The organism is Aerococcus sp. UMB1112A, assembly GCF_030230715.1.
Taxonomy (GTDB): domain Bacteria; phylum Bacillota; class Bacilli; order Lactobacillales; family Aerococcaceae; genus Aerococcus.
The window spans coordinates 123,015-142,044 of record NZ_JASPDS010000001.1; the positions used below are offsets into that span (position 1 = coordinate 123,015).

General features: G+C 38.3%; 14 protein-coding genes. 1 reads left to right on the plus strand and 13 read right to left on the minus strand.

Annotation, left to right across the window (positions count from 1 at the left end):
- Window positions 1-19 precede the first annotated feature (19 nt).
- The 10 genes from QP860_RS00625 to QP860_RS00670 form a co-directional block, all read right to left on the minus strand.
- On the minus strand, window positions 20-2,800 hold the full coding sequence (locus tag QP860_RS00625; protein ID WP_284912024.1) for a vWA domain-containing protein: 2,781 nt from the start codon (window positions 2,798-2,800) through the stop codon (window positions 20-22).
- Window positions 2,801-2,815: 15 nt separating this feature from the next.
- Window positions 2,816-3,820, minus strand: coding sequence for a G5 domain-containing protein (locus QP860_RS00630; RefSeq protein ID WP_284912025.1), 1,005 nt, complete (start codon window positions 3,818-3,820; stop codon window positions 2,816-2,818).
- A gap of 223 nt (window positions 3,821-4,043) precedes the next feature.
- Window positions 4,044-5,069: a PTS fructose transporter subunit IIC gene (locus QP860_RS00635; RefSeq protein WP_070617386.1), complete on the minus strand. Its 1,026-nt coding sequence runs from the start codon at window positions 5,067-5,069 to the stop codon at window positions 4,044-4,046.
- A 12-nt stretch (window positions 5,070-5,081) separates the two neighbouring features.
- Window positions 5,082-5,390 (minus strand): PTS fructose transporter subunit IIB, encoded by a 309-nt coding sequence (locus QP860_RS00640; protein WP_070617383.1) that lies wholly within the window; start codon window positions 5,388-5,390, stop codon window positions 5,082-5,084.
- 18 nt (window positions 5,391-5,408) lie between these two features.
- The gene (locus QP860_RS00645) at window positions 5,409-8,048 is read right to left on the minus strand and encodes a glycoside hydrolase family 38 N-terminal domain-containing protein (protein WP_284912026.1); all 2,640 of its coding nucleotides are present in this window, start codon (window positions 8,046-8,048) and stop codon (window positions 5,409-5,411) included.
- 19 nt (window positions 8,049-8,067) lie between these two features.
- Window positions 8,068-8,523: a PTS sugar transporter subunit IIA gene (locus tag QP860_RS00650; RefSeq protein WP_284912027.1), complete on the minus strand. Its 456-nt coding sequence runs from the start codon at window positions 8,521-8,523 to the stop codon at window positions 8,068-8,070.
- Window positions 8,523-10,433 (minus strand): BglG family transcription antiterminator, encoded by a 1,911-nt coding sequence (locus QP860_RS00655; protein ID WP_070617376.1) that lies wholly within the window; start codon window positions 10,431-10,433, stop codon window positions 8,523-8,525. Before QP860_RS00655 ends, QP860_RS00650 begins: the two co-directional genes overlap by 1 nt.
- A gap of 173 nt (window positions 10,434-10,606) precedes the next feature.
- On the minus strand, window positions 10,607-11,434 hold the full coding sequence (locus tag QP860_RS00660; RefSeq protein WP_070617372.1) for a phosphoenolpyruvate hydrolase family protein: 828 nt from the start codon (window positions 11,432-11,434) through the stop codon (window positions 10,607-10,609).
- A complete protein-coding gene (locus QP860_RS00665) occupies window positions 11,431-12,657 on the minus strand; it encodes a Tm-1-like ATP-binding domain-containing protein (RefSeq protein ID WP_070617369.1) in 1,227 nt (408 codons plus the stop codon). Before QP860_RS00665 ends, QP860_RS00660 begins: the two co-directional genes overlap by 4 nt.
- Before the next feature lie 87 nt (window positions 12,658-12,744).
- Window positions 12,745-13,932 (minus strand): phosphoenolpyruvate hydrolase family protein, encoded by a 1,188-nt coding sequence (locus QP860_RS00670; RefSeq protein WP_284912028.1) that lies wholly within the window; start codon window positions 13,930-13,932, stop codon window positions 12,745-12,747.
- Between the two features lie 204 nt (window positions 13,933-14,136).
- Here QP860_RS00670 and QP860_RS00675 point away from each other — a divergent pair, with 204 nt between their 5' ends.
- Complete coding sequence (locus QP860_RS00675) at window positions 14,137-16,347, plus strand: LPXTG cell wall anchor domain-containing protein (protein ID WP_070617363.1); 2,211 nt, start codon at window positions 14,137-14,139, stop codon at window positions 16,345-16,347.
- Window positions 16,348-16,725: 378 nt separating this feature from the next.
- Here the strand turns inward: QP860_RS00675 and QP860_RS00680 are convergent, their stop codons facing one another.
- The 3 genes from QP860_RS00680 to upp all read right to left on the minus strand — a co-directional run bounded on the left by QP860_RS00680 (window position 16,726) and on the right by upp (window position 18,970).
- Window positions 16,726-16,905, minus strand: a complete 180-nt coding sequence (locus tag QP860_RS00680; RefSeq protein ID WP_070617360.1) for a DNA-directed RNA polymerase subunit beta — start codon at window positions 16,903-16,905, stop codon at window positions 16,726-16,728.
- 8 nt (window positions 16,906-16,913) lie between these two features.
- Window positions 16,914-18,215, minus strand: a complete 1,302-nt coding sequence (gene murA / locus QP860_RS00685) for a UDP-N-acetylglucosamine 1-carboxyvinyltransferase (protein ID WP_070617353.1) — start codon at window positions 18,213-18,215, stop codon at window positions 16,914-16,916.
- A gap of 119 nt (window positions 18,216-18,334) precedes the next feature.
- Window positions 18,335-18,970 carry a uracil phosphoribosyltransferase gene (upp, locus tag QP860_RS00690; protein WP_070617351.1) on the minus strand — a complete coding sequence of 212 codons (636 nt, stop codon included), beginning with the start codon at window positions 18,968-18,970 and terminating at the stop codon, window positions 18,335-18,337.
- Between the last annotated feature and the right edge of the window lie 60 nt (window positions 18,971-19,030).

Sequence of the window (19,030 nt, forward strand, 5' to 3'; positions counted from 1 at the left end):
GACGATTCTGTTTTAAAATTTATACCTTGTAATTTTTTTCTAGACCTGTTAAATTTAATTTTTTTAAATTTTCATACTCATTTTTACTAAGATAAGCTAATTGAGCCATTATCGCTAAATCTCTATCTCCTATATTCCAGTATAATGGTTCTTCATCATTAGAATCAATAACCCCATCCATGTCACTATCTAATGAATTTGGATCAAAATCTACTTTTAAATGACTACCTGTTTCATCATTTACAGTAATTAATTCTTCTCCATTTAGTAATCCATCTTTATCCATATCTTTAGGCAGATCATTTATCAAATAGTCTAGTATCTCTTCATCTGTAGGATTTTGCTTCTCTATATTCTTTTCTACAAAATCTTTAAAAAATTCCTCATAGACATTAAGTCCAGTACGTACCAAAGATGCCTTAGACTTAGATTTATTTTTTATAATAGCCCGAATAATATTATCGCTAATTCCATCTCGATTGCTGTCTTTGCTATTATATTTTAATTGTTCTCCTAAAATATTCAAATCTGAAATATCTGTAGCATAGAAGAAAAGTCCTCCTGTCTTATGTGCAATATCTCTAAGGATATCATTATATTTATCAACATTAGCTAGTGCAATTACATAAATTTTAACAGCTTTTTCTTTAGCCAAATCTATAATCTTGGAATTATCAGAAATCTTAGCCACTCCATCTGTTAAAAGAATTATACTTCTGTTTTCACTATGCTGATTTGATTTAAGATATTCAAATTGATTAAGTGAAATCTGTAAGCCTTCAATAAGTTCTGTACCTCCATTGTTGGTCTTATTTTCATTTAAAAAACTAATAACTCTTGAAGTGGGAAGATTCATATCTACTTTTATTTCAGCAGTATCATCAAAAGTAACAACTCCTATTCCATTTTTTATGGCTTTATCATTTTGGATAGAAGTAACTAGTTCATTTATAAATTTATATCTATCATTATTTTTATCATTCCAATCCATACTTTTGGATGTATCAATAGTAAAAATAATATTGGGATTATCTTTTAAGAAATTAACATCATCCCAAATATATTGTTTATCTAGATGTACTTGTGTTTTATCTGCCAGTAAGTAAGTAGATGGTTTAAGTAATTTAGCAACTGCTTCTAGTTTTCCGTTTTTATTTGGATAAAGACTAAATCTAGTATTCACTTCTTCTAAGCTTTGTAAACTTTCATTAAAGGAATAGATAGTAGGAGTAACATAACTTCCGTCTTCATTTTTTTGAATATCTAGTTCAAATTCAAATTTAATATTGGCAAAATCTTTAGGCGTTACCATGTTAACGCTAACCGGATTTGACATTAACCCCGGTAGAGTTTCAGGAAGTAGTAAATTATTAACTTTGTTGATTTTTAATTTTTCAGCTTTTTGACCCGGTAGTTTACTTGTTACTGTAACTGTCACGCCTCTATCATCTTTGAAACTTTCTGAAACTTTCAATAAGTGATCAAATGTCGTAGGATTGGCCCCATGCTTAACTTCCCACCCATCACTAGCTCCATCTCCATCGGTGTCTACTTTAAAAGGATCAGTATGATGAATTTTAACTTCTTCACCATCTTTTAAGCCATCGTAGTCACTATCGTCAAAACCTGGATTCGTCTGATAAGTTTCTACTTCTTCAATATTTGTTAAACCATCTTTATCACTATCTTCACTTGCGTCGGGAACACCATTTCCATCCGTGTCAGCGAGCAAAGGATTCGTAAAAGTACGAGAGATTTCAATAAAATCAGTCAGCTGATCATCATCTGTATCAATTTTAAATTTATTAGTCCTATAGTGCTCTTCAAGATAATCTGGCAATCCGTCACCATCACTATCCAAAACTGCTAGAATTGCTTCAAATGTTAATTCCTTGCTTGAACCGTCAATAAAATTAACTTTAACTGTATTCTTACCTGAAGCTTGTGCAGAAATTGTAAGAGCTTCTTCATTAAGAATCTCACTAATTAGTTTGCCTTCTTTCTTCTTCTTATTTTTTCGAATGAAGTCAAAAGCATAATTAACAATCTTATTATGTGTTCCAACAACATCTGTCAAACTATCCATTTCAATAACTGTTGCAGGAATTGTAAGATCAAATTGATCAGCCATTGTTTTTGTCTGATTTCGATTAATTCTAACACTAAAAGGAATAAATTCTTTTCTTCCATCTTTGTAATCTAGGTATATTCGGCGTTCACCAGAATCTTCATTAATATTAAATTCTGATCTTATTTTATTTAATTCATCTTTAGAATATAAATTTTGTAGATAGGGATTAATAGACTGATCTAATTGTTTTTGAATGTCTTTAGCAACGGCTAAAGGATCGCTATTATCTTCCCATTGAATAGAAATTTCTGGGATATTAAGTTCTTCATTCTGAATATAATTTGTATTTTCTAGATTCTCTGTTTTTCTTTCTCTTTCAGATTCTTTTTTATCTTCATATGACTTCCCAAGTGATTCGCCAACAGTGGGATCATCCTCACTTTTATTTAAAAATGAGTTAATTGCTAGTTTAGAATTTTCACTCTCTATTGATGACACAACCGTTGCCTTATTAAAACTTTCTGTACGAAGGTTCGCCTTATCTTCCTTACTTTCAGACATGTTAATATCATCTATACCTTCAGCTTGAACTGAATCAATAGAGTTCATAGCGAAACAAGACGCTACTGCACATGAAACTACACCAATTGATAATTTTTTAATACAGTACCGAAAACATTGATTATATTGTCTTGACTGTTTTTCTTTCAAATTATTTAATCCTAACATGGCTTCCTCCATTATTTATTTTTTAGGTGCCTTAAAAAGAAACGATATGCCCACTGAACTAAGTAGGATTCCCAATGAATTCATGAATTCTGGAATTGAAGCTCCGGTTAGAGGTAATTTTTGTAAATTTGAACTTACACTAGTAGCGAGTGCTTTAGCATTAGCTTTCTCTTGATTTGATTGCTTCATTACTTGTTTTTTATCTGAATTACTAGAATCCACTTTTAATGTAATTGAAGGAGACACAGAAGTTTTTCTCTGAATAAGTCTTGTACTAATTTTGTCAGTCTTACCTACTGGTGTAGAAATATTGTTTACTGATGGCATTGGCGTATCATCTTTACGCTTTGGATTATTATTTACTAGTGGCGTTGGCGTATCATCTTTACGCTTTGGAACATTGTTTACTGGTGGCGTTGGCGTATCATCTTTACCTTTTGGATCATTGTTCACTGGTGACGTTGGCGTATCATCTTTACCTTTTGGATCATTGTTCACTGGTGACGTTGGCGTATCATCTTTAACTTTTGGATCATTGTTCACTGGTGACGTTGGCGTATCATCTTTACCTTTTGGATCATTGTTCACTGGTGACGTTAGCGTATCATCTTTACCTTTTGGATCATTGTTCACTGGTGACGTTGGCGTATCATCTTTACCTTTTGGATCATTATTTACCGGTGGATTAATTATATTAGCATCATCAATAGGCTGTTTCGTTTCTTTTGTACCTAAAATAACCACCTTATTAATTGGTGACTTAATAATACGTCCTAATTCGTCTTTTAGACCTAGGACTCCCTGAACAATAACAACTTCTTGTCCTTTTTCTAAACTAGCATCTTCATGATAAATAATTTGGTAAGGTATTTCTAATGTTGATGAGATAGAATTTGTGGTAGATAAAGAAAAAGCTGGAGTGATAGTTTCACTTGCGTGAACACTTTCTGTATTTGTTAAATACAAGCTAGTTAGAGCTGTAATTGATAACATAGCTAATTCTTTTTTGGGATAATCCATAATATTTCTCCTTTAGTGTTATTTTTTAAAATTATATTAACACAAGAAGATCTATAATTGTTTATTCACCCCTGAATAGTACGATTTAACTCCTAATTCCTAATAATGTAAGAATTTACTCAAAAAAGCCAATTGACATCTCTTTCATCACTTGAGCCTTGCAGGCGAAGATAATCTAAAATGCCAATCAGCTTTTTAATATCGTTGCTACTATCTACTTACTCTACTCTTCAATTTTCTCTTTCTTTCTGCTCTTTAAGAAATTAACCATCAAAGCTGTTACTAAACCACCAATCAAAATAGAAATAACATACGTAATCATGTTATCTACGAATGGGATTGCCATAAAAGTAGACATCATCGTTTGGTGTGTTCCACCAAAGAAACCGTTCAATCCTGCACCTACCGCCGTTCCGACAACAATACTTGGAATAACTCGCGTTGGATCAGCAACTGCAAAAGGAATCGTTCCTTCAGTAATACCGATAATCCCCATGATTAAAGCAGACTTACCATTATCTCGTTCGGCTTCTGTATATAATTTTTTATTTAGTACAGTAGCTAGCCACATCCCAAAATTAGGTAAGCCTATACCGATTAACATGGCTGTACTTGCTACATACGACCCTGATGTAAATGCTGCTGTACCAAAAGCATAGGCAATCTTATTAATTGGGCCACCCATATCTACAGCCATCATAGCTCCTAACAGTGCTGATAATATTACAGCATTTGTTCCCTGCATACCATTTAACCATGATGTTAATAAATTAGTCAGGGCTGTAATTGGTGGACCTACAACATACCACATTAAGATACCAACAACTGCTGTTGCAACAAATGGAATAAAGATAATTGACTTAAGCGAAGCTAGATTCATTGGAACTTTAACTTTCTTAAGTAACTGAACAAAATATCCAACTGCCAGGCCCGTAATCATCCCACCAAGGAAACCGGTTCCCATTTCATTTGCCACAATACCTGTAATGAAACCTGGAGCTAAACCAGGACGATCAGCTACACTATATGCAATATATGCCGAAATCATTGGAACAATGAATTGCAAACCTGACTGCCCAATAAGTCGAACGACTCCCCAGAAAGTATCAGTTTGATCCCATACTTCTTGCCCACCAAAGATAACAGCTAATGAAGTTAATAAACCAGCTGCGGTTACTAAAGGAATAATATAAGATACACCACTTTGAAAGTGCTTAACGATATCCTTTCCAAACTTTCGATCTGCCATGATCTTTTCCTCCTATTTTATAAGTTCTTCAGCTTTCTTTATAACTGCTTCGCCATCACGAATTGTTTCTTTAGTTGATACTTCTAGTATCTCTTTTCCTTCAAATCGATCACGTTCTGTTACATTGGTATCGACAGAGAAAATGACAACATCAGCTTCAGTAACTTCTTCTGCTGAGATTTTGTTTTCGAGACCCATCGCACCTTGTGTTTCAACCTTAATCTGATGACCTGCTGCTTCTGCAAATTTTTCTAGATTGGCTTTTGCCATATAGGTATGTGCTAAACCGGCGATACAGGCTGTTACTGCAACTATTTTCATTTTGATTACCTCGTTCCTTTACTTTATTAAAGTAATAAATTTATTTTTATTCAATTCTTTTACATATTCTTCTTGATTCGTTTCATCTAATTTCACGGGAGTCCATTCAAGTAATTCATCAGGTAAGTCTACCGTTCTTTTCAGATAAGGATTAAATACCCTTAGAACACTTTGACCTTTATTATTTATATCGCCTTTTAAGCATGATACGCCTAAATCTTCCACATCAACTTCCATAAAGGAGTCAGAAATCTCGTAGAGTTTTTCTTCTCGTTTTTGACTAAATATCATCCGTCCATTTAAGAAGTCTGCACGTTCATAACTAGGAATATGCGTTAAATAATCTTTAGAAAGACGTGATAAATTCATAGCTTCAATATTTTGACTGCCGTTGATATGAACTGCAAATTCACAACTTATCTTCCCTAATAATTGAGCATCTGGTGTTTCAACAATCGATTCACCTGAAGCACGTCCAGGACGATACAAGAGATCTTCCTTCCCCATATGACTAAAAGTTCTAAATAGGGTCAATTTTAGGGTATCGTCTGCATCACCCACAACTTCGTATTCCCGAACTCCTCCAGTTATTACTGAAAAAGTCTCCTTATCTTGACTTAAAGCACAATAGCTTTGCATGGGTTCAATTGATATGGGCATTTCATCCCACTCTTCTTCTTCCCATATAGCCAATTCTGGCAGATGAACTTTACGTTGAACAGGGCCGAATAACTGATCAGCATAGGAATATTCTGAAGGAATGCCAGTCTTAAACTCAACAGCAAATTTATGACTCAATATTTGATTGTCCACATCAACTTTAAATTTAATAATTTGACTGTCTTTTTCGAGATCAATTCTTACTGTGAGAGGAACTGTAACCGAGTTTTCTTTCTTCGCCCGCTCCTCAAGATCATAAGGTAGCTCTACTTGCAATTGGATGATTAACGCCTCATTGATTTCAGATTGATATTTTTGAACTTTTATACGCGTAGCTTGAGTAGAATCAATTCTATGATCTTGGCGTGGTGGAGAATAGTTATATGAATCTCCATCATCCCCTTGATCAACAAATATCATTTGATCTTTATAAGTTTTCCCTGTTTGTTTATCTAAAATACTGATGGCATTATTATCTTGTAAAGTTACTACATAATTATCATTTTCAATCTTTAGATCATCTTCTATCAATTCATACCGATTCGAGTCAATTGTATTTTTACTCTCTATAGCATAAGAGTTGTACCCCAGGCCATTAAGATCCGTAAAATAAACTTTAAATTTAACTTTATATACTTTTTCTGGAATAAAGATTGGCTGACTTGAGTCAATTTTAATCGTTTGATTAAGTACATAATCCGTTAGGTCTACACTTTTCTCAATTACAATTGGAACAGTTTTATTAGTTCTTAAATCTTTTAATTGAAAATTGAGACTAGGCACATAGGCTTCGACTTCAACCATTCCTGTATATTTTTCTGGAAATGGATTGAAAACTGTTAGTAAAATTTGCTCATCTGATCTTATTCGATTGGAAATTGTTCGCATAGTTCGTTCCAATAAATTAGATGCTAAATCGTTAGCTACTTTATAACGATACTCAACATCACGGTTGGTCCAATCGCTATTGCATCCACCAATACTGTCGTGAGCAGCATTTTTAAATAATTGCTTCCAAATCTTCTCCACAACCCCATGTGGGTATTCCATTCCTAATTTTTGACTTATTAATAGAACTGGCTCCAATACATTTACCAAGTAATTTTCAGTTTCATTATTTAGTTGCTTTAAATCGGCGCGAGTTGAGAAGATTGTCTTATGAATTCGACTATGTTTCCCCTGAGTCAATTCACCCGTCCAGGTTGTTAACTCCTCTTCTTTTTCATTTAATTCTTTAAAGAAATTCTCAGGATCTCCCATCACATACTGATTAGAAGAATCAACCTGGTTCATTCTTTTAACTAATTGCGGTAAATTTTCACGAATTGGAGCTTGATCATGGCCATAGGGAGCATATACAACATTAGTATTTGACTCCTCGGCAACAACTTTTTGGAAACGATTTAAATAGTCTAGCATATCCTCCTCTTTTTCTGGTACTCCAAATTCACCTCCGAAATTATAGCCATGTCTGAAGTTGTTAGCTATTACTATGCTACCATCGTCACCTTGCCACTTAAATTGAGTGTCTTTAAAACTTGTATCTGCAATACCTCGCCAAAAAACAACATCTGTAATTCCAAAACTTTGGTAAATTTGTGGCATATTGCCTCCTTGACCAAAGGCATCTGGCACATAACCAATTTGCATAGAATGGCCTAAACTTTTTGCTAATCTTTGACCATACAATAAGTTTCTAACAATTGATTCCTGGCTAACAACTAACTGGTCGGTTTGTGTATACCAAGGTCCTATATAGAGCCTTTTATCAGTTACTAATTTTTTAAATCTATCAATATCTTCTGGATGATAGTCTAAATAATCTTCCGCCAAAGAGCTCTGTGCATCTAAAATATAGGCCGTATACTCTTTATCTTCCTCCAGAACATCCATCACTTCTTTAACATGTTTTAAAAGATAAACTGTCGATCGTGATGTGTTGAAATACCATTCTCTATCCCAGTGTGTATGAGGTATAATATGAATCTTTTTCGACATATAATCTCACTCCTTATAATTAACGCTGATTCAAACTTATAGTTAATTCATCTAGATTTTCTGCTTGTTTTAAAGCTTCAACATAAGAATCATCCATTAATTTAGTAGACAGGTAAGCTAACTGTCTCAAATGTTCATCTTTTTCGTCTCCATCTTTAATAGCTAGTAAAAAAACATATTGCACTGGTTCTTCATCCTCCTGAGACCAAGAAACAGGATATTTCAAACGGGCCATAGCAATTGAATACGATTTAACCGTTCTGCTCTTACCATGAGGAATAGCAATTCCTTTTCCTATATTTGTCGGGATTTCTTTTTCTCGTTTCCATACGCTTTCAATGAATTCATCTAAATTACTAATATTATGTGATTCCAATAAACATTTACTTAAAGATTCAATAACATCCGATGGTTCTGTAGCTACTAAATCATAAATTATATTTTCTTTTGTTATTTCTATGGTTATATTACTCACTACCCTAGCTCCTCTCTAATAATTGTCTTGAATTCCTTGTAGCTTTGAGATTTGATAAGATTGTTGACAGTTGATTCTGAAGAGATTAGAGCATTAAAATCAGAATAGATTTGTGATAAATGTTCTTTTATTTCTTGATTAACCATAAACATAAATACTATATATACTTTATCTTTATCCCATTTAATTCCTGATTCATTCTTATAAACCATTACAGCTGATTGCTTGACATAATGGTAATCACCGTGCGGCATTGCAATTCTTCCTATGGCTGTGGAAGATAATTTTTCACGATTTAACACACTTGTTTTAAAGTCTGCTGAAATGAATTCTTTCTCTTCAGCTTTAGAAATAAGCTTAGCAATAACAGATTCTTGTGTATCTAACTCGGTAGATGAAGTTATAAATAAATCTGAATCTATTAAATCAATAAATCTCACAGTACCTTCACTAGGTTCATTCAAATAACGAGAAATACGTTTAAAATCGTTACCATCCATAATTGGCTTTACATTAATGATTGGAGTATTTGTTTCATTAATAGGAATGGTTGATATAATCGTTACATTCTTATAATTATTTTGCTGGTATTGTGTTAAACCAACTGTATCGATAATATTAATTTGATGGCCAAATTTATTTTTTAACTGCTGCTCTAATAATTTAGCAGTTCCTAGACCACTTCCACATACAATAAGTACATCATTTGTTAAGCTTTGCTTTTTACGTTCAAAAAATGCCTGAATATGAATGGCTACATATGCAATTTCATCCTCTGTAAATGAGAAATCCTTTGACTTGAATAAATGGCGTACAAGTTCCTCGCTTAGTTCAAAAGCATAAAAATATTTCTCTTTAATTTGATTTAAGTACGGATTTCGAATACTCATATGGTTTTTTATACGATTAACTGCTGTTTGTAAATGAATTTCTAAATCTCTGAGTAATTCAGCATCAGGGTTAATCGTCCTAAGATCTTGGTAAATTTTTTGCTGCAAGTCACTATTATTTGCTCGTATATCATCTTTTTTTGGATAGTTAATTTGATTAACATTATTTTGCTGAATCATTTTAATATGTAAATTCAAATAGTATTGTTCTTCATCTGGCATCTCAAGGCCAAATTCATTTTCAACCTTAGTTTTTAATATTATAGTATTATGCTCTAATGGTTCCTTACTATTTATATTTGAAACCAAAAATTTTTTTAACATTCTTTCAACTGCAATACTTGTGTGAATGACTAAGGAAGAGAATTCAAATTCCCCCAAATATAAACTAGTTTCAACAGTAAATTCATTGATAAGTTTGCAAACTCTATCCACAGTTTCTAAATTGACTAAGTCTTCAGCAGCTTTCGATATGCGAAGAGACAGATCCAAATGATTTTTTGGATTTGATTTTGCTACAATTTTATTTTTGTAAGAATTGATTAATGTTGATAATAATTGCCTCTTTCCTTTTTCATTACAATCAATTTTTAAGCCCCGCGCATTTCCTATAATTTCGATATCATATTCAGCTAACTCATCTCTAACTTCTTGAAGTAAGCGCTCAAAGGTGGTGCGACTAACAAATAACTGATCAGAAAGGTATTGAATTGTTAACTCCTCTTCAGCATTTAATAACATTGCTAGTGTTTCTAATTTACGCTTCTCATTCACTTGATAGTCACTAGTTTCACTCCATTGTGAATTTACTATTTTTGACAATTCTCCCTTAATTTGGGCTCCCTGGTAGGGAATCATTTCAATTTGAATATCATAGCCTTTCTCCTTGAATTGTTGATTAACATCATCAATTAGACTGCTTACTTTATATCGCGAAAGATTTAATTCTCTGGACAAATCACTATAAGTTAAATGCCTATTATCTAAAATTAGTTCGATGAGTTTTTCAGATTGATTCACATCTCATCCCCTCCTAAACCTTTCATACTTATTATACTTTAGGAAGATTTTTTGAAAACGCCAACTATTTTAAAACGCTTTCAATTCTATGAGGTACCTATTAATAAAATAAAAAACGCCTTGGAGCAGTTTATTCAACTGCCTCGAGGCGTCTTGATAAATCCACATTATTGTTATTGGTTAATTTGTTTAAAAGCTTCTGTTTGAGCTTTAATGCTTCGTTCTGAAGCTAAGCGTTCGATACTTGAAGCTCCAAAGAAACCAACAATACCATCTACACGATCGATAATATACTTAGCATCATTTGGTTCTGCAATTGGACCACCATGACAAATGACTAAAATATCTGGATTGACTGATCGGCCGGCATTCACAATTTCTTGAATTCGCTCAACACAATCATCGAGTGTAAGAGCCGTTTGAGCTCCGATATTACCTTTCGTCGTCAAGCCCATATGAGCGACCAAGAGATCTGCTCCAGCCTCTGTCATTTGTTTAGCCTGGTCAGCATCAAATACGTAAGGCGTCGTTAGCATATCCAGTTCATGAGCTTTTCGAATCATTTCAACTTCTAGATCATAACCCATTCCAGTCTCTTCTAAGTTTTGACGGAAGGTGCCATCGATTAAGCCGACCGTTGGGAAATTCTGCACTCCGGCGAAGCCTTGAGCTTTCAATTCTTTCAGGAAAACATCCATTACACGGAAAGGGTCAGTTCCGTTAACGCCAGCTAACACTGGAGTATTCTTCACTACTGGGAGAACTTCATGTCCCATTTCTTGGACAATTGCATTAGCATCACCGTAAGCCAATAGACCAGCTAATGAGCCTCGGCCGGCCATACGGTAACGGCCTGAGTTATAGATAATGAGGAGATCTGCTCCACCAGCTTCACTGCTCTTAGCAGTAATCCCTGTTCCTGCACCGACTCCCAGTAAGACATGCCCCTCTTCAACTTGTTGTTTAAATTGTTTTAATAAAACTCCTCTTGATTGTGTCATGAGTATTTACCTTCCTTTTCTATATTTTTAATGAGTTCATCTACGGCAGATTTAGCAAATGCTTCATCATTAATATGCAAGTCTTTTTCTATAATCGCAACATCTGTTCCAGACAGTTCTTCCTTTATTGTATCCATGACTAGTTGATCAACTTCAGGATTATAAAATTCCTTACCTACTTCATCTAGCCCTGAGAAACCTTTTTTAGGAAATAGAATGCTCGTTTCCTTGCCTGCACTTTTAAGTTTCTGAGCGATTATTCCAGCAATATCCTTAGCCTCTTCTTTGGTCACTCGCATCAGAGTTACTGTCGGATTATGTTCATAGAATAAACGATTTGAAAATTCTTTAGGTACAGTTTCCTTGGGTCCAAAGTTGACCATATCCAGAGCCCCTAGAGATACGACTTGAGGTACTTTCTTGGAAACGGCTGCTTCTAAGCGGTGGGGACCTGCATTCAAAACGCCGCCTACGACTTCATCACACCATTCGGTTGTTGTCAAGTCAAGAACGCCATCGAAATAATTTTCAGAAATCAAACGCTCCATTGTTCGCCCGCCGCTACCTGTCGCATGGAAAACAATCGTCTCATAACCTCTTAATTCAAGTTCTTTTTCAGCATATTTAATAGCTGGTGTGGTCAAGCCAAACATACTAGCAGCAATCAGCGGTTTATTATCCTTTTTCGCTTTGTAGTCATAACTTAACATACCAACCGTGGCATGAATCGCATTTGAGAAGATATGCCTCGAAATGTCATTCAAGCCCTCAACATCAACAATTGAAGGAAACATCACAATATCACTAGTCCCTACATATTGACTAACATTTCCGCTAGCCATTGTAGATACCATCACTTTAGGAACACCAATTGGTAGTTGACGCATACCCGCTGTAGCAATGGAAGAACCGCCAGATCCTCCAAGGGCAATTACACCATCAAATTTTCCTTCTTGATAGAGTTGCGGAAGAATTTTTTCCAGTCCTTGACTAAGAACTTTGGTTGCTTTAGCTCGGTTTCTATCTTTTGCTATTTGTTCAATATCTTCATTGACTGCTCGTGCAATCTCTTTATTATTCACCTCAACTTCTAATTCTGATTCAAAAACACCAATATGAATCAAATAGGTCTTTAAGCCTAGTACTTCAAATTCTTCTTTTACAAAACTAAATTCGCGTGCTTTTGTGTCAAAAGTTCCAACAATGGCAACTGTTTTATCCATAATTGTCACCTCATAAATTATTAGTTATCGATAACTTACAAGGCTATGATACCGTTTACAAAATCAATTATACATGTCTTTAGATAACTAGTCCTTGTCTTTATATGACTTACGATAAAAACTTGGTGATTGCCCGTAATATTTTTTAAACAGTTTACTAAAATGACTGTAGTTAGGGTAACCGACTTGTTGTGCTACTTCTTTAAGGGGGAGAACCGAGCGGCGGAGTAATTTTTTACTCAAATTCAATCGATAATTAACTACATATTCCGTAAAACTTATTCCAATCTCCTTCTTAAATAAGCGTGAGAGATAAGCAGTAGATAAATGCAACAAATTAGCTAATTCAGATAAGGAAATCTCCGATGCGTAATGCTCATCAATAAAGCTCTTTATAAAGCGGATATAGTCCGATGGTTCCATCGTATCATCTGTTAGATTCATTAAATAATTACGGGTCTCTTCATTACGAAATTCATTCACTAGATACTTAAAACTATGTTCAGAAGGTATCCGTTCAAAGACTGATCCCCCAATATATCCATCCACGTAAGGATTATTATTAAAAATAAAATGAGTATCTGGCGCATTATCAATTGGTCCACCGTATATCATAAAAAAATGATTGCTTTGTTTGTTGATACGTTTGAAAGTATTTAAGACGAAACGATGGGTAGATTGTAATGAAGATATCTTCTTGGCACCTAGAGAGCCTCCAGTTGTCAATCCAAGATGCAAGCATAGGATATCAGGGCTAATTTTCTGCATAGTCAGCGCTTCTTCAAGAGTATGGACAAAGGCCACGGTAAAAAGGCCTTTCTTTTTGGCTGCTTCTAATAACTTGACCTCGGTCATGAAGCCTAACTCCCGACTCTCTAAGGCTGAACGAAAACGACCATCAATTAAAGTGACCGTAGGATAATTCGTGATACCTGCGACTCCTCCATCTATTAGATCATCCATGTACTGGTCCAGATCAATCGTTGGATCACTAGCAAATAGGCCTAATATCAATGGACTTGCCAAGTTGCGTGGCCAAATTTCATGCTGGTAGAGCTTTAGAACCTCCTCGTTACTATTAGATGAAGACAAGTAGGCTCCGTAAGAACTAACACCTCTTTGACGGTAAATTCCTGAGCTTAAAATAAGCAAAAAATCGACATCACTCTCTTCTGCATTCTTAGCGGTTAACCCTGATCCCACTGAAGCACCAATTAAATATTCATGATTATCTCTTTTGCGCTCAAGACTTTTGAGAATATCGTGTCGCTTCATAGCCCTCTCCCTCCAAATGAATTTATTTTATTATAGCATTAGACATTCAAAGGTGAAATCTCTTGTCCTAGCAAGTACTTTAGCATTCCAATCCAAACTAATTCCCCCTTTACACATTCCACACACAATCTTAACCCAATCTCAACACGCCTCTGCTATATTTGAATTAGAATACCACACTTATATTTTACGAGGAGGTCAGCCATGCATACGCCCAAAATTTTCTGCACCAAGTCTAGCCGCTTTCTCTTATCCTTGATGGCTTCTGGAGCAATCTTCGTCGCTGCTAATGTGGTCCAAGCATCTGAGCTTTCCACGAACCCGAATTCGAGTGAAAGCCAACCAACAAGCACTCTTAGCCCCGAGACCGAACCTAGCAGTCTACCTGTTTCTTCTACGCAAGCAGCTGGTCAGATCATAGACGATCCAGCTATTCCGAGCCAGGGGCGCTGGACCAGTGGGGAAGTCCATGTCCACACCACTTCTTCCAATGATGCGAATGCTTCTTATAATGAATTTGAGAATATTTTAAATGCAGCCTATCGAGAAGATGTGGACCAGATTCCTAGTGCGGGTCAGGCGACGCTTGACCACAATAGCGGTTTTGATTATTTAATGGTGGCGGATCACCTGCGCAAGTCTTCCCGGAATCCTCAGGGTCAGGAAGAAGTCACACCACAGTACAAGGTCATTGAACAGCAGGTTGACCAATTTAACCAACTTAAAGAACAGGGCACATATAAGGGTAAGATCTTCTATTCAGGTTTTGAATGGGATATGTTCCAGTTCGACCACGGCACTGTAGGTATCATTGAAGCTGGGACCAACCGCGTGCCGATTGAAGCCATTCAAGAATTTGAGTGGAAGTTTGCCTATGACACGCCTACTGAGATCTTTAATGACAATGAGCGAGACAAATTCGGTGAACGCCAAAATGAGAAGGCAGATATCAATAACACCTTCAAAGGACTCCACTGGCTGCAAGAGAATTATCCGAAATCTATTGTAATCGCCAACCACCCTTCCCGCCATGCTGAGGGGAAGGGCGAAGTGCGAATTGAACACCTGCGCAAGATGCATGATACCGCACCCGATGTCTTTATCGGTCTTGAAGGCATGCCGGGTAACCAGCTAGGCTATGACCGGGCAGAACTCCCGAATGGTTATACCCTAGGCGGTGCTGATAAGATGATTGCCGAAGTTGGTGGGGTATGGGACGCTCTTCTAGGAGAAGGACGTCATCTCTATAATTTCGCTAATTCGGACTTCCACTTTAAGGTCAGCGATAACCGCATCTATAGTTCGGGCTACTGGCCAAGCGAGTATTCACGCACCTATACTTATGTAGAGGGCGATACTTTCGAAGATGTCGCCGATGGCATGCGGGCTGGTCAATCCTTCAGTGTTTATGGTGACCTCATCACGGGACTCGATTTTACCATTGAGCAGGGCAACAAAATTGCTGATATGGGTGGTGACCTAAATGCTATCAAGGGTCAGGATGCTAAACTTGTCATCCGTTTTAGAGAGGGCGACTTTAACAATTACCAGCCCATTAGCCCTGACCACCAGTCCAAGCTAAGCAACCAGCCCCACTTAGACCACATCGATGTCATTTCTGGACGCATCCTAGGGCCAAACGCTGACGTCACCCAGGCGACTAATCCAAGCACTGAGGTCATCTATCGCATCACCCGCGACCAATTTGGTAAGAAAGATACAGAGGGCTTCTATACAGTTACTCTTCCCATCCAGGTAGACCAAGACCGCTACTACCGGCTGCGTGGGACCAACCATGGCTTGAACGTGCCCGGTGAAACGGATGCTGAAGGGAATCCACTCCCCGACTACCATTTGACCAAGCCTCAAAAAGAGGAGGGTGAATTGGATGCTTCCTATGTTGAACGCATGGCTGCCCACCTGAACGAAGTCAACGATCGAAACTATAGCGACTTATGGTTCTACTCCAACCCTATCTTTGTTTGGGCTGTAGCGGTTAAGTCGCAACCTAAACCCATCACTCCCCTACCAGGTCAGCCTAGCTCAGACCCTACTAGAAAGCCTAGTCCTTCTCCAGTAAAAACTGAGAATCAAGCTTCTAATCCTGTGACTCCAAATCTGAACAAAGATGGTCAAGAGCCGGTCATTGAGACTATACATTCTAAAGCTAAACATGGAGTGAAAGCCTCCGAAAAATGTCAGCTTCAGCCTGTCCAAAATTCGACTAGTGCAAGCTCAGATTCAAGCCAAACAAGCTCTCATTCTAAGCATCAGTCAACTAAAGCAGCCAAAGCTAATAAAGCAAACTCTACCCAGTCCAAACTCCCTCAAACAGGCGCCAATACCCTAGCTGGACTCGGCCTCAGTTTGATTACGCTAGGTAGCTTATTGAGTTTCAGAAGCAAGAAATCCTAATTTCCTTCATAATTTATAGCCAAAATAAAAATCCAGCAGCTTCACTGATTTCTCCGTGGAAGCTGCTGGATTGATTGTTTTTTTATTCCTTATAAAATAAAATTAGCATTATTTTCAGGCTTTAAATAAAACTAGTATTAAAAATTTTCCTGCTATTTCTCCTAGTGAGCAGGAGTGGAGCTTGAAAGTGATCGTTAGCCGTGATCCAGCAAGCGAAGCGAATTACGTATCGTAGGCGGAGCCATACGAGACGTTTGAGTCTCGCTAGGTGAGGGACCTTGGCCCGAACCGGTGCCACGGCTCTTTAACGATCACTTTCAAGACGGAACGCATGCTCACCAATACAATTCACTAAATATTTTTTCATTTAATAAAACCCTATCCCCTAAAATAATCCAACAAATGCTGCCAGACCTCGCCGTCAAAGACCTTAAGGAAGAAATAGTCGCTGACCAGGCCATAGCCTAGCATGAGGCCGATAAGAAAGAGGCAGACCAGGGCCAGGAGATAGAGGCCCCAGCGCTGCCAGGTCCTCAGGCCGCGCCTTGATTTCGCCATAGGACCACCTAGTCGAAGAAGTCGCTGGCTGGCCGGCTTTGCAATTCGTCGGCGTCAATCCGCTTGATATCCGCCCCCAAGGCTTGAAGCTTATCTTCCAAGTGGTGGTAGCCCCGGTCCAGGTACTGCAATTGAGAGACAACAGTCGTGCCTTCTGCCACCAGACCCGCGATAATCAAGGCTGCAGCGGCTCTCAGGTCGGTCGCTTGGACACTGGCAGCTTGGAGTTGACTAGGGCCTTCGAAGCTCACGGTATCGCCGTGGATCTTGAATTGGGCATCCATACGGCGGAGTTCTTCCAGGTGCATGAAGCGGTTCTCGAAGACCGTCTCTTCCATAACCGAACCACCTTCTGCACGAATTTGGGCGATGGTAAAGGGCGCCTGGAGGTCGGTTGGGAAGCCGGGATAAGGCAGGGTTTTGACATTTGTTGCCTTCAACTGGCCTTCTGATTTCACCAGGACAGCGTCCATTTCTTCCACGATTTCGACTCCCATTTCTCGTAACTTGGAGATCAGAGGCAAGTTGTGTTCGACCAGAGCATCCTTGACCAGGACCTCGCCCCCGGCAACGGCAGTGGCTAGGATAAAGGTTCCGGCTTCAATCCGGTCGGGGATGACGCAGTGGTCGGTCCCGTGCATGGATTCGACACCCGTAATCTTAATGGTATCGGTCCCGGCGCCCTGGACTTGGGCTCCCATCCGGTTGAGGTAGTTGGCTAAGTCGACGATTTCTGGTTCCTTGGCCACATTTTCAATCGTGGTGACTCCTTCGGCCAGGACGGCGGCCATCATGATGTTTTCGGTCGCACCGACGCTGGGGAAGTCCAGATATATATCAGTCCCCACAAGCTGGTCGGCCCGGGCTTCAACATAGCCATTGGTCATGGTGACCTCAGCTCCCAAGGCTTCAAAGCCCTTGATATGGAGGTCGATCGGCCGCGAGCCAATGGCACAGCCACCTGGCATAGCGACCTTGACATGGCCAAAACGGGCCAGGAGCGGACCCATGACTACAACGGAAGCACGCATCTTGCAGACCAGTTCAAAGGGCGTTTCGGTCCTTAACTGGCCTTCTGAGACCACTTCAATTTGTTGCTTGGCTTCGTCAAAGTGGACTTCTGCGTCCAAGTAAGCCAGCACTTCTTTCATAATATAGACGTCCGATAAGAGCGGAACGTTGTTGATTAAATTTTTCCCTTCAGAGGCTAAGAGGGTCGCAGCTAAAATCGGTAGGACCGCATTCTTGGCCCCATCAACCTTGACCTCTCCCTGGAGGGTCTTGCCTCCCCGCACAATTATATTCTCCATGTAACTGGAAACACCACCTTCATCAGTATTCAATTAACTATTATACACAAAAAAATCCAAGTGATAAAGTCTCCCCACTTCTAGTGAGGGACTGACTTGGATTTTTGTATGCGGCTGGCTTAGAGGGTCCCGAAGAGACGGTCACCAGCGTCACCGAGGCCCGGAACAATATAGCCATGTTCATTTAGTTTTTCGTCCAGAGCGGCTGTATAGATGTCGACTTCTGGATACTTGTCTTGAATAGCCTTAACCCCTTCTGGTGCGGAAACCAGGCAGACAAAGTCAATGTGGGCAGGGTCCACATCGCGTTTCACCAAGGAGTCGATAGCCATAAGGGCTGAGCCCCCAGTTGCGAGCATGGGGTCGACAATAATCACTTGGCGCTCTTCAATGTCATTAGGCATCTTGAAGAAGTATTCTTGGGGTTCCAAGGTTTCTTCATCACGGAACATGCCAATATGGCCCACCTTAGCAGCTGGTACCAGGGTGAGGATCCCATCAACCATACCCAAACCAGCTCTCAGGATCGGTGCGATAGCGACTTTTTTACCGGTGATCATTTTTTGTTTGGTCATAGCAACTGGTGTTTCGACTTCCACTTCTTCAAGTGGTAGACTGCGGGTGACTTCATAGCCGAGGAAGACCGTAATCTCATTGACAAGTTCACGGAAACCCTTGCTCCCTAAGTTCTTATCCCGTAACAAGGTCATCTTATGTTGGACCAATGGATGATCAATCACGTGTAATTTTCCCATTTTTTGCCTCCAATATTTAGATTCGTAGTCAAACTTCTCTACTTACTTTACCACTAATTC